General features: G+C 39.7%; 10 protein-coding genes. All 10 read right to left on the bottom strand.

Features of this window, described 5'->3' with window-relative positions:
- Nucleotides 1-3 precede the first annotated feature (3 nt).
- The 10 genes from NHH15_RS05745 to NHH15_RS05700 all read right to left on the bottom strand — a co-directional run bounded on the left by NHH15_RS05745 (nt 4) and on the right by NHH15_RS05700 (nt 12,984).
- A complete protein-coding gene (locus NHH15_RS05745; RefSeq protein WP_262065706.1) occupies nt 4-681 on the bottom strand; it encodes a hypothetical protein in 678 nt (225 codons plus the stop codon).
- Nucleotides 682-2,151, bottom strand: coding sequence for a type IV pilus biogenesis protein PilM (gene pilM, locus NHH15_RS05740; protein ID WP_262065705.1), 1,470 nt, complete (start codon nt 2,149-2,151; stop codon nt 682-684).
- Nucleotides 2,152-2,171: 20 nt separating this feature from the next.
- Complete coding sequence (locus tag NHH15_RS05735) at nt 2,172-3,374, bottom strand: type II secretion system F family protein (protein ID WP_262065704.1); 1,203 nt, start codon at nt 3,372-3,374, stop codon at nt 2,172-2,174.
- Between the two features lie 33 nt (nt 3,375-3,407).
- Entirely contained in the window at nt 3,408-4,163 is a 756-nt protein-coding gene (locus NHH15_RS05730; RefSeq protein WP_262065703.1) for a prepilin peptidase, read from the bottom strand.
- 3 nt (nt 4,164-4,166) lie between these two features.
- Nucleotides 4,167-4,598, bottom strand: coding sequence for a hypothetical protein (locus tag NHH15_RS05725; protein WP_262065702.1), 432 nt, complete (start codon nt 4,596-4,598; stop codon nt 4,167-4,169).
- A gap of 23 nt (nt 4,599-4,621) precedes the next feature.
- Nucleotides 4,622-5,053, bottom strand: coding sequence for a prepilin-type N-terminal cleavage/methylation domain-containing protein (locus NHH15_RS05720; RefSeq protein ID WP_262065701.1), 432 nt, complete (start codon nt 5,051-5,053; stop codon nt 4,622-4,624).
- Nucleotides 5,054-5,194: 141 nt separating this feature from the next.
- Nucleotides 5,195-5,737 carry a prepilin-type N-terminal cleavage/methylation domain-containing protein gene (locus NHH15_RS05715; protein WP_262065700.1) on the bottom strand — a complete coding sequence of 181 codons (543 nt, stop codon included), beginning with the start codon at nt 5,735-5,737 and terminating at the stop codon, nt 5,195-5,197.
- 14 nt (nt 5,738-5,751) lie between these two features.
- A complete protein-coding gene (locus NHH15_RS05710) occupies nt 5,752-6,060 on the bottom strand; it encodes a type IV pilus modification PilV family protein (protein ID WP_262065699.1) in 309 nt (102 codons plus the stop codon).
- Complete coding sequence (locus NHH15_RS05705; RefSeq protein ID WP_262065698.1) at nt 6,057-6,602, bottom strand: hypothetical protein; 546 nt, start codon at nt 6,600-6,602, stop codon at nt 6,057-6,059. Before NHH15_RS05705 ends, NHH15_RS05710 begins: the two co-directional genes overlap by 4 nt.
- Nucleotides 6,571-12,984 carry a type II secretion system protein gene (locus tag NHH15_RS05700; protein WP_262065697.1) on the bottom strand — a complete coding sequence of 2,138 codons (6,414 nt, stop codon included), beginning with the start codon at nt 12,982-12,984 and terminating at the stop codon, nt 6,571-6,573. The genes NHH15_RS05705 and NHH15_RS05700 overlap by 32 nt, the downstream gene beginning before the upstream one ends.
- Nucleotides 12,985-13,092 lie beyond the last annotated feature (108 nt).

Genomic DNA, 13,092 nt, shown 5'->3' with positions numbered 1-13,092 from the left:
CCCTCATTTCACCATGTATAATTCCAGATTAATGGTTTGCTTATCATCCTCTGAAACACTAATTTCTGTTACCTGCATTTTCTTCTCAGTTTTTGATATTCCATCAATCAAATTCCAAAATCCATCTACGCTCCCGGCAACCGTCAGTTTTACCTTTGCTCCGTAGACTTCCTTCGTCTGGGTAATTGCTCCCTCTGGTTTATCTGCCGTTACAGCATCCTCCTCTTCATAAGTATCGGTTTCACTCGAATCTTCTGCTTCTGCCGCAGCCGCTTCTTCTGCTGCTTTTACAGACTGTGCCATTTGTGAGTCTTGAAAAGGTATCACCCAAAGGGGATCCGTTGGCATTTCTATTTGCATATCTTCAATACGAAGTCCTCTGTCTATGACCATTTTGGTAATTGCTTTATCGATGTCCTGGCTTTCCATTAAAGGATAGAACTCCTCTTGTACTTTTGCCACTTCTGCTTCTTTTTTTCCAAGATTTTTTTGGACAGCCTGGTGTCTTGCTATCCGTCCTTCCATCTCGCCTTTTACCATCTCTTCTTGCTGAACCTGTTCTCCTTTTTCAAATCCTTTTGACCAAATCGGCCAAACCACAAAAAAGCCTAATATTGTAACAATCACAAAGCATGCCAAAAAGGAAAGGAGCTTTTTATCTTTTTCTGTAATCGTGCTCATTTATTCTTCTCCCCTTTCTGTCAAATAGCAGCTAATACTCATAGTATATTCATTATCACTCTCCATATAAGTGTAACCGGAATACTCGATTGTGCTAAACAGGTTCGTGTTTTTCAACGCTGTTACGTAGCCGTTAACTGCTGTAATCTGTTTTGCTTTTACATCCAGAGTAAGCTTTCCTTCTTCTGCAAGATATCCTACGATTTGTCCCGAAATATCACCGGTGTTCTTGCTCAGGATTGTATGGACAACACTCTGGTTTAAAAGAGGATAAGATGAAATCATTTCTTTTGTTAAATTCATTTCATTTTCCTTTGAAGCGATTACTGCAAGTTTGCTTTCCAGCTCAATTACTTCGTCGGATTTTGCACGATTTGACGGGTCTGTCGTATATTCCGCCACCTGGTTGTACTTATAACTGTTCACACCGTAAATCACACCACCTATACCCACACCAATGAGGCATATAATCAATGCCACAATTCCTGGCAGCATAAGTCTCATTTTCTCTCTTTCCTTAGAAATCGACTCCCGGTTCTTTTTATAGGTATTCAGAAGGTTGATGTCTTTCTTTCTGGGAATCAAGGCTCCATATGGGTAGATATAGTCTGCCAGCTTTTCGGTCTTTCCGATTCCTTTCACCTCTGATGCCACATCCAATGGATGAATTTGCAGATTCATCTCTGCTTCATCTGAAATCTCTCTAAACAGCTGAATTTCATTAGCAGTAGCCCCACAAACCAGCATTTCAGTAATTGGGATATCCATTTTCATCGATCCATAGAATTGCAATACCGAGTTCGTATGACGAATCACCTCTGTTCCAAATTCTCTGGAGCCGGGAGCGGCGAACACTCTTCGATTCATTGAATACTTGTATTCTCCCTCTACCCAAAGTATACTTTCGAGATTTGCTCCGTCTACCACTTGTACAATGCAGCTTCTACGATTTAACTGTTTTAGATTCTCCAGGGATTTTACAGCCGCACCAATGCCATTGATGATACCAGACAGCTTAATTCCAAGCCTTTGAAACAATTCAATATACTCCGTTACAAAGTTTCTTTCTGCCATAACACCCAAAAGCTCTTCCACGTTTTTATTGCCACTTTTTGTTTTTGGCATCAACATGTAGTCATAGACAGCCTCTTCATATCTTTCTACATCGGAAAACTCTAAGGGCAGCATTTGTTCCAGCTGCTTTTTTGATCCGCCTGCCAGAGTCAGCTGCTTGGAAACAAACTTACTGCTGTGGACTACAAGAAAAACATCTTTCACAGCGAGCTGTTCTTCTTTCCAAATAGTCCGAAGCTCTTCTTCTAAGTCTTGATGATTCGTAATAACACCATTAATCAAGCTTCCTTCTGGAATATTTCTGGTAATCTCTTTCTTTATTTCAATGTTTTTACCGCTTCCTGCTCCCACGATAATCCGAATAATATTATTGGATAAATAAATTGATGTTGACATACGTTTTATCCTTCCCTTTCCTACATTCCCATACTTCCAATTGCATCATATGATCCCATTAACGGAAGCATTACGGATATGATAATTGCCCCTACAATAATCGCCATAATAATAATCATAACCGGTTCTATAAAGGTCATCATTCTTCCAATTGCCATCTCTGATTCATAATCTAAATCGTTTGCAATTGAGTCTAGCATACTGTCTAAGCTTCCTGTCTCTTCTCCCACCATAATCGAAGAAATCAGTTTTCCAATAAAACCATTTATTTCTGCCAAAGATGTGGATAGATTTGCACCGCCTCTTACCTTGGCAATTACGGACTCAAACTGTCCTTCTATGTATGCATTTCCAATTGTAGTAGAAGCAATCGGCAAGGACATTGTAATGGGAAGTCCTGCTGAATAAAGAGAGCTCAAGGTTCTTGCAAATCTGGCCGTATAAACCACCTTCAAAAGTTTTCCAAATAGTGGTAAATGGAGTTTGAGCTTGTCCTTTTGATATTTTACTTCTGGAACTTTAAATAAGATACGAATCAAGTAGATTAGCAGTGCTGTCCCAAGGATAATTACCCACCAAAACCTTTGGACCACGCTGCTAATTCCCATCATAAGCCTGGTAATCCAAGGAAGCTCTCCCATGGTATCAAATAATTCCTTAAACTGAGGGATTACAAAGACAAACAAGATCATTACCACTGCAACAATTAAAACTCCTAAGATACACGGATAAATCATGGCGTTTTTCATCTTTGTCTTCATTCTGCTTTCTTTTTCATAGTGGATGGCCATTCGTAATGCGACCTTATCCAGTTCTCCACTTGCCTCGGCAGAACGATACATATTGATAATCAACGGCGGAAATGCTTCTCCCTGATCCTCCATGGCATCCGAAAGAGTTGTTCCTTGTCTTACACTTGTTAAAACCTCATTATAGATGCTTTTGTATTTCTTTTTAGTTAACTCGTCTCCCGAAATAATTCCAAGAGCACGTACTAAAGAAACACCTGCTTTGAGCAATGTTCCAATCTGTCTTGAAAATTCTGCCAGAACTTGGGTTGGAATCTTTTTTTTATTTCCTTTTGCTCCTCCCAAAGTAAAAGACAAGACATATAGATTCTGCTGTCTCAGCTTCTCATACAAGGCTTCTTCTGTAGCTGCTTCCATAATACCACTTACCTTTTTCCCAGAAGCATCGGTTGCCTTAAATTTATATTTTGCCATATTTCCCTCCAGTTTCCTCTGCTAAATACTTGATCACAAGGACCATATACTTAAATAAACTCTCAAGATCTCCCCGCCCCACAAAAAGGCCGCGCCTACCCCAATACAGAGGAAGGGGCCAAAGGCAAAATGATCTTTTCGGTTCACTTTTTTTCGAATCAATAAAACGATGCCATAAATTCCTCCCATCAGCACTGCAAGAAACAATGCCAGAAGGGACATTTTCCACCCTAGTAAAATGCCAAAAGCGGCCATCATTTTTATGTCTCCCCCTCCAAATGCTCCTGGGACAATCAAGGTGATAATCAAAAGAATCAAAGCCGCTGAGAATATCCCAATGATTCTCTCATACCACATCAGACCTGGGAAAAGCACCCATGAAACAAGGCTCAAAAGCAATCCAAACACTACAAATCCATTTGGAATTTCCATCGTGTCTATGTCCACGAAAGCAATCAAGGTCAAAAGAGCAAAAAGAACAAACACAAAAAGGGTTTGAATACTCCATTTATACAAATAAAAAAAGTAGACGGAGAATCCTCCCCCCAACGCTTCAATTAACATATATCTGGAAGAAATTTTTTCTTTACAGTATCTGCATTTCCCACCTAAAAATATCCAGCCAAAAACCGGTACCATATCCAAAAAGTTCAGCTCATGCTCACAGCTGGGACACATGCTTCTTCCACTTACATAATTCATCTTTCTTGGAACCCGATAAATTAAAACATTCAGAAAGGAGAATACTGATGCTCCCATCATAAAAATCAATAGGTATATAATTGCCATAGTTTAGCCTGCCTTATTCTTCAGTATTGTAAATCCCCTGTAGTATACCCGGTATGCATTCAGATAATCATTATCTCCCTCTACAATAACTTGAAATCCGTTCTTTGAATAGTAGAATTTTATTTCCCCATTATTCTTCGGATAAAAATAAATCAAATTAATTTTCACATTTTCGTCCATGTGCCAATTCAATTCTTCTTCTGCCCACTTTGAAATTCTTTTTGTCTGAGCAGAATCAACAATATATTCATCCTCACCGATTGCCTGAATACTCAGCAAATTCAGACACAGCTGTATACTTTTGGCCTGGCCAAGCACAGTACGGGCTTCCTGCCTCAAACCAAAATAAGTGGCAGCGGCCCCAACCGCTGCCACACTCATGACAATTATCAATATATATCGTAAAAAACTTTTAATACTGATATACTTTTCCACTCATTCCACCAATTCTTATAAATTTATTTTACTTCCCACTTGCTATCCTTATACGTTGCTGTCTTTCCACCTTGTGTATAGGCAAATGCACTAATCTGCTTCTTGGCATCTAGCGTTACCGTTGCTGAATAAGTCTTTTTAATGCCTGCATTTTCATATACCTCGCCAACAAAAGTATCTGCTGCGCCACTTGAGTTAATTGGAATCTCACCAGATGGAACATCTTTTTCTTTATCCTCAGATACAAATTCTGCAACTGTAGTCTGAACTGCATTATAAACTGCACGTCCTTCTGACATAAGTTGGCGGTCTTTTGCTTTATCCATCCACTTAAGTGCTGATGGTACTAAAATCGCTGCCAAAATACCAATAATAACAATTACAACAATAAGCTCTACAAGGGTAAAACCTTTTTTGTTTTTCATCGCTTTTTTAAATCTGTTTAATACTTTCATTCTTTCTCCTCCATATCATCCCAATGCCTCTAAATGCAATGTATCCTAATAAATTTATGCTATCATATTTTTTTTGATTTCACAATGCTTTATGCGCATTTATTACATAAATTACATTTTATTCATAAATACTTTATATTTTTATCGGAAATCCATATTTATTGCTTCTAAATTATAAAATGTGATTATTTTTTTCGTTGTGTACTCAAAACCTGTCTTTTCGTTTTTCAGCTTAAGGGTAACAGATACTCGATTCTCTCTCTCCTTTTCAAAGCTTAAAGATTCAATCCGATTATTCATATAAGACTTTTTACCGTAAGACCAGTCAACATTTTCATCTCCTGTATTGTATTTCAAATTCAATAATCCCTCATCCGTTACAGAAAGTACAACGGGAATCCCATTCTTATCTGTAAATTCCGTCATTCCATTTTGACTTCTTATGGCAATATCACTCCCTGACTCTAAAGGGCGTTTCGTTGCCGGTGCCAGTTCCGATATAACGGTATCCAGAATCGTTCTGGATACAACTTGAGCATTGGACAAATTTTCTACTCGATATTCCACCCGTATTGAGCTTGCAATAACTCCTGTCGTTATAATCATAATGATACCAATTAATGCAAAGGTGACGATAAGCTCTACAAGAGTAAATCCCTTTTTACTTTTCAATCTCTTAATCATGTTCTCATCCCCTGCTATTTAAAGTAATAAACTGCCAATTCCTCTGTCTCCTGCTGATACGCATCTCCCTCTAATGAAAAACTCTTGGTTTCCTCGTCCTCCAGATAAATTTTATTCCCTGCATTTAAGATACTGCTTCCTGCTGGATCATTCGTATAATACTCATAGAACGCTGCATCGGATCTTTTATTCAAGCTGTTTGCCACCTGAATCGTCTGCACAGCAGAGTAAATCGATGTCGAAAAAATAGATAGCCCTATCATCAAAACAGCAAACGCAATAAGAACAGATACCATAGAAGAACCTTTTCTATTATTTATCATCTTGATTCCTCCTTTTCCCAGCGCCACGTTGCATCCTCATTATCATACCTCATAATATAGCTGGTTTTAATAATGTATTGCTCTTCATCCTTCTTTGCTGTCATCGTAATGAAAAGCTTAATACCTGCGTAATCCTCCAGCTCCTGGTAATTCTGATAGTCATCTCCTGACCACTTCATCTTTACATCTACCGTATAACCTTCTGTTAAATCCTCCATAGAGGTGAGTCCATTTGTAATTTTCAAGCTTCTATCTTCGTCATTTTTCCATGCTTTTGATGTAATCTCTGTCTTTATATATGTCTTTATTTCTGTTTCCTCATCTGAGACCACTTCCTTTGTTATGGTCTCATTAAAGGAAACAACCATAGTTCTTAATCTTTCGTGTATCACATTTTTTCTGGCAGACCCTAGCAAGGTAGACGCAGAAAGCAGGATTGTAAGACTTAATACAACCAGGATTGTCATGACCACCAATACGACAATCATGGCATCCCCCTTTTTATCCTCTCTAAGGGAGTGGATTGTTTTTCTGATTTTCATAAGGCAACTCTCCCTGCTCCTTTTTCCATTTAAACGGAAGGTATATTTCTTCTGATTCAAAAGCTCCATCCGAACGTTCTTCTGGCTTTAATTCTCGTAGCCTCAATCCTAATTCATCACTATTATAGCGGTTTATCTGACGTATCCACTGACTTCTTTCGGATTCTATAAAGTTAGGATTTACACTTTCCTTTTGTCTTACTGTCACATTTCCCGTGTACAAATATTCATTTGCAAAGTTCTCTTCACCAATCTGGATCCACCTGACATCTGGCAACAGAATACGATAATAAACCTCGCCATTTCTTGTTATCTTTTGAACCTTAATGCTTTGCATATCCAAAGTACGCTCTTCATCCAAGGGAAGTATATATCCATAATTCTTGATTTCTACTTCTTCCAAACGTATTGGCATCTCATCTTTTTCATATTGTTCTTGTGTCACATATTCCGGGGAAACATCCTGAAAGTTTCGTTTCACTAAAACCCATTTTCCCGTTTCTTCATCCCACTCACGAACTGTAACGCTGCCTTCTGCATCGTCAATCTCCAGATAATAGTCACCTTCAACAACATCCGGCATCAAATCACTTGGATATCCGAGACTGGTTATATAAGCTTCATATTTACTTGTGTCTGTATTATGCTTCCATAAAACCCCGTCTCGCCATATGTGAATTGGATTTTCTCCTGACAATTCCGGATAAACATCTTCGTATTCCTGAGGAACTAATTCCAACGCATCCATACGTACTTTTGGTAACGTGAAACGATACTCTTCTTCCTCTATCAAAATCCCAATCTCTTGTCCAGCCTGCTCAACTGGAATGCCTGTGATTGAATAACTTCCCTCCAGGGTAAATGTATCCTCTATCAATGTATCACCAATAACAATTTTCACTTCTCTGCTTACTGGGTTTCCTTCTTCATCAGTAAGAGTCAGCTGTACCCCTTCATTTGTAAATTCCTCTGTAGAAAGAACTGCTGCTTTTGCTGTGACCATTACATTTAACTGAAGCTCTGGCTCGGGTTCCATTGGTTCATTTGGTTCATTTGGTTCCACTGGCTCAGTTTCCGGCTCTGCCGGTTCTGCCGGCTGCTCTACACTTCCTTGATTTTCTTCTTTTTGTTTTATCTCAGGAATTAAATCCTTGGCCTCAATTGGGAGAACACTTTCGGTAACACCTTTTAGGCTTTCGGTTAATGGCTCCATCAGGCTCCTCGTTTGATAGTAGCTTTTTATTGCCTCATCGATTCCTACGTATAACTCTTCTCCTGTCAGTGAAGGCGCTTCCGGATCCACATCCATCCCTTTAAGGATAAGGATATCCTCAGCTTTTCCATCAAACTTACTGCCATTTCCTACAACCACTAAATGAGTCTCCACCGTGTCTGCGCTCATTCCTGTGTTGAAATAGTAGCTTCCCTCTACAATGATTCCGCTGTTTTCAGTGAGGGCAGAATAATATGGGGTTGTGTTGTCAGAAACAACCTCTGTTATGGTAGGAATCTGGAAAGAATCTTGTATCTTTACATTATGATCAATCGTTCCCAGCAGAGTGGGCTGTGCTGTACCTTTCCCATAGTTACGGCACTGGATTACTTCCAGAGCACCTGAGCTTTGTCCAACCAATCCTCCTGTAAGATTCACATCACCTGTTACATTTCCATAATTAATGCTATTTTCCAAGATCAGCTGGGTTTCAGCTGGATTCTCATTATACCCAATGACCCCTCCTGCATTTTTCTTAGCTGCCTGTACATCATTTCCGTTAATCAATCCTTCCATTTTTCCACTGGCTTGATTATACCCAATCAAACCTCCAACACGATTGGTTCCGGTAACACTCCCTTCTTTGGTTACTATATTGGAGAATTCACCAGCATTCCAGCCAATCACTCCACCTACATTGTAAGTTCCTAGAACATGAAGTCCTTGAACCGGTGTTTTTCCATTCCCAATGCTTAAAGTGCCTTCTGTATGGTTCCGTCCAATGTATCCACCTGTAGCCCCATACAGTGCTGAACTTACTGTATTTTTTCCTTCTATCACGGTGCTGCTTTCTACGACATATCCTGACACTTCTCCTGCGTTTTCTCCTACAATACCACCGACATAGCCACCCACATAGTTTTCTCCAATGGAGGCATTTTCTACCTTTATATTTTCCTTTTTATTGCTGACATTACTTAAAACACCTGTATTTCCACCAATAATACCACCTAAAGGACTTGTGAAATTGTGGTTGGAGATTGAGTAGTTCCCGCTCACTACATAGTTTTTGCCAATTCCATAGTTGGAAACAGTTCCATCATTTTGTCCAACCACGCCTCCTACCATGCTAAAGCCTTGAACAGTATTTCCTTCCAGCTGGATGATTTCTTTTTGAATTTGCTGGAGTACTCCTGTCTCTGTATTATAGCCAATTACACCACCTACATTTGCCACACTTCCAGTTCCCGTTTGTGTTATGGTAGACTGATCCACTCGATACCCCAAAACAGAAGATGCATTTTGCCCGATTAGCCCACCAATATTCGATCCACTTCCCTGAACACTAATATCAAAGATACTGACTAATCTTTTCTCCTTATTTTTAGCACCGTCTTCCAAATCACCCTCGTTCCAGCCGATGATTCCACCTACATTGTGAACACCTTTTATTTCCAGTCCCATAACGAGAGTTTCTGTTTTCTCGTCTCCAATGCTTAGACTGGCACCTACATGATTTCTGCCTACATAACCTCCTGTAGCACTATAGCTTTTTGAGCTCGCCTGGTTTTTTCCTTCTATTGCAACCCCTTCACCCACTTCATATCCTGAAACTTTTCCTGCATTTTCTCCTACAATTCCACCGACATAGCCACCCACAAACTCGGCTCCAATCGACGTATTTCTAACCGGTATAGCAGTTTTTTTGTTGTCTACATTTTCCAAGGTTCCCGTGTTTCCACCAGCAATACCACCTAATGGACTGGTGTAGCTGTTTGACGGGCTCGTATAATTTCCCTTGACAATATAGTTTTCTCCTACTCCATAGTTTTGTAAGAGTCCATCATTTTGTCCAACCACGCCTCCTACCATGCTAAAGCCTTGGACATAGTTTTCTGTAAGTTGATAGATTTCCTTTTTGATGGGCTTTAACTTTCCACTCGTTGTATTGTGTCCAATCATCCCACCTACATTCGCCACACTTCTTGTTCCCGTTTGCTCAACATGGGAAGTATGCACCTGATATCCTTCTATCGTTGTTGCATTTTGTCCAATTAGTCCACCTACATTCGAATCCGTCCCAATGACCCTCATACTGCTGATTACTGTGTTGGCATTTCCTTTTGCAAAAGTTCCTTCATTCCATCCAATAACTCCACCAACATTTGACACTCCATTTACAGTCAAGCCATTGGCACCAATGTTTCCATCGCCTATTGTGAATTCTCCTCTGTTTCTTCCAACCATACCGCCCGTTGCAGAATTGGTCACTCCCGGATTCCCATTTCCAGTGATGGTTGTTCCTTCTGTAACAGTATACCCTGAGGCTTTCCCCTCATTTTCTCCTACGATACCACCTACGATATCCATTCGATTTCCCTTGTTATTAATCTGCGGTTGGTCCACTGCTCTTATTTCCCCACTGCTTTCAAGGGTTCCACTATTAATCCCGATTACTCCACCAAGAACACGGTAATAGCCTGAACTATTGAGAGGATAACTTCCATCTATACTGCAGCTGCTGTCAACCGTATAATCCCATACAGAGCCAAAATTTTCTCCAACAATACCTCCTGCTGCTGCAAACCCAGAAACATATACATTTTGCAGTACATTGGGTCTGTTCGCTCCTGGTCTAACAGTTCCATTGGCATTGTTTTTCCCAACCAATCCTCCTACTCCGCCGCTTAGATAAGTTGACGTTCCGCTTACATCTGCATGATATAAGTAATATCCTTCAACAAGAGAATCGTTCTGTCCAATAAGCCCTCCAATGTTACTACCTATCCCGGTAACAGAGATATTATGTATATCGATTCCACTTCCATTGGCCAAACTTCCTTGATTATATCCGATAATTCCCCCTGCATTGTGAGGACATTCTATAACATAGTTGGAAAGTTCTGTATTTCCATCTCCAACCACCACCGTCCCCAGGGCTTCATTTCGTCCAACGATTCCCCCTGCTGCACATGCCGTTGCTCCTGCGCTGACTGCTGTTCGAATGGTCACATTGCTTCCGATGGTATAGCCTGATACACTACCAACATTTTTTCCTGCAACTCCTCCCATTACAGCACTGTCCGTTATGCTAAAATCAACAAGCTTTATCTCATCTATTTCTCCCTCAACACGAATAGCTGCACCTTCAAGATTTTCTCCTGCAATTCCTCCCGCCGTAGAATTCCCGGTTCGTTTCCCTGTAATACTGGTTGAGCCCTTAAAAGAAATATTGCTGATTGTTCCCTTATTTACTCCAGCAGCTCCCCCTATTCCTGTATTACCATTCACACTGCAATTCTCTAAGATTCCGGTGCCTTTTTGCGTTTTAATGGTTCCATCATTTTGTCCCGCAATCAAACCTGCCACCTGATAATCAGCAATAACATGTACATTTTTCTCATAACCATTTTCAATGGTTCCATTATTAATCCCTGCTACTCCTGCCACCCAGCTATGAGCCTCTACCTCTACATCTTCCAGATAGTAATTTTTGATCAGTCCATTATTCGTGGAGGCAATTGCACCTGCATAGTGCTTTTGAACATTGGTGTTTCGATGGACATAGAAGTTTTTTATATGGATATCTTCTATTGCCCCATCATTCGTCAAAAAGAGCCCCATTCCATGGCGATCACTCTGTGCCACCATAACGAATGCACTCAAAAAATAAAATTTATCTTGTCCATCTTTCTTGACATTGAATCGACTGTTACTCTTTAATATTGGCAGATGTGGAAATGGCTGATTCTCCTTATAATTCTCTTCGTAGGAAATCACAACTTTATCCGCCCCATTATTACTGTCATACACACGCTTTTTCTTTATAATCCCTGCTTCACTTGCCCAATCAATATCCCCGGTTTGTACGTATGTATTTCCACCTTCACCTTTTTTCATTTCCAGGAATCTTATGTTAAAGAGATGTCTCGCATTCGACATGCTGCACTCTTTTGCATCATCTTTTTTACTGACACTTTCCATGATAGGGTTTTCCAGATTTGTATCCTTTGCCTCTCCTTTTGCATTAAGAGAGTCAAATGCAGCTACTGTTACATTAATCTTTTCATTCTCTTCCAAACCGAAGCGGATAATACTAAATGTTTCTTTAAAATCCTGAGGCTTTGCATTTTCCGGCTTATCATTATTGTTGTAAGAATGGTAGCGCGCCAAAAGTATACTGCTGGCTTTCAAATCCACTGCATCTAACAGGAGACCGATTTTTTTATCTGTGGTTATATAGGCTCTGTACTTATAGTCAACAGACTCCTCTTGTCCTTGCTTAATAACATTCCCTTGTGCATCATAAAATCTGGTTTCACAGGTAACCGTTACTTCTCCCGTTCCATTTGGAAGCTTACTGGATACCTTGTTAATATCATTCAACCTAATATCCATTACCTTTTTACCAGAATTATCATTGACCTCTAGTAAATATCCATAATCCCTGGGATTTAACTTTTGGGAGTTTTCAATCGAAAACTCTACATATAAGCTCTCCTCATTTATCAGAACTGCCTCTTGGATATCCGGTACATTTCGATTGACCGGAGCTGGATTCGTCATATCCGATTCATAGTAACCAAGTAGCATGTCTTTTCGTACTTCGTATTCTCTATTTGGAACACTTACTCCAATAATCCCATCTTCACCTTTTGATGTGCTTTCATCAAAAGAGTCAGCCTTGTCACTGTAGCAAACCGAATAAACCACACCTTCCACCGGATCCATTTCGATTCGTACTGCGCCAGATGTATAGATTGCTTTATCGTATATATAATCTTTTGTAAGTTTATATACCCAGCTGTTCTTTAATTCATCTCCTGTTAACTCGGCAGGAATCTGAACGTAGTAGAGGCGTTCCTCTGCATTTGCTGCTCTGGAAATATCTGCCCCGGCTTTTCCAGCGTCTTCACTTTCCTTTAATTCCGTTTCTAATTCTTCAAGTCTTCCATTTGATTTGTAATAAGATAATTGTGATTGTGCTGCTGTAAAGAGTTCCTTTGCATAGGAATTATTACGCTTAAATGACGCATATCTTTGATAATGTACAAGTCCAAACACAGCAAAAGAAAGTAGAATTACCATGATTGTCATCACCACAATCAACTCTACCTGTGTAAACCCTTTCCTATTTGTCTTTTGTTTTAAATACATGCCCTTTTTCATAAACTTCACCGAAAACACTTTTTTTTACTTTTAAATATTTTATCATATAAAACAAAATAAATACACCTAAAACCCGGTTTTTCCCGCTGATTTCAGGTGCATTTTAAT

Source organism: Aequitasia blattaphilus (assembly GCF_024721305.1).
Taxonomy (GTDB): Bacteria; Bacillota; Clostridia; order Lachnospirales; family Lachnospiraceae; genus Aequitasia; species Aequitasia blattaphila.
The sequence above is the reverse complement of the archived record's forward strand: the minus strand, read 5'-3'. Positions and strand labels throughout refer to the sequence as shown.

Coding starts and splice junctions, on each gene's coding strand:
- NHH15_RS05730 (WP_262065703.1), bottom strand. CDS start 4,163: ATGGCAATTATATACCTATTGATTTTTATGATGGGAGCATCAGTATTC.
- NHH15_RS05720 (WP_262065701.1), bottom strand. CDS start 5,053: ATGAAAGTATTAAACAGATTTAAAAAAGCGATGAAAAACAAAAAAGGT.
- NHH15_RS05745 (WP_262065706.1), bottom strand. CDS start 681: ATGAGCACGATTACAGAAAAAGATAAAAAGCTCCTTTCCTTTTTGGCA.
- NHH15_RS05715 (WP_262065700.1), bottom strand. CDS start 5,737: ATGATTAAGAGATTGAAAAGTAAAAAGGGATTTACTCTTGTAGAGCTT.
- pilM (WP_262065705.1), bottom strand. CDS start 2,151: ATGTCAACATCAATTTATTTATCCAATAATATTATTCGGATTATCGTG.
- NHH15_RS05710 (WP_262065699.1), bottom strand. CDS start 6,060: ATGATAAATAATAGAAAAGGTTCTTCTATGGTATCTGTTCTTATTGCG.
- NHH15_RS05700 (WP_262065697.1), bottom strand. CDS start 12,984: ATGAAAAAGGGCATGTATTTAAAACAAAAGACAAATAGGAAAGGGTTT.
- NHH15_RS05735 (WP_262065704.1), bottom strand. CDS start 3,374: ATGGCAAAATATAAATTTAAGGCAACCGATGCTTCTGGGAAAAAGGTA.
- NHH15_RS05705 (WP_262065698.1), bottom strand. CDS start 6,602: ATGAAAATCAGAAAAACAATCCACTCCCTTAGAGAGGATAAAAAGGGG.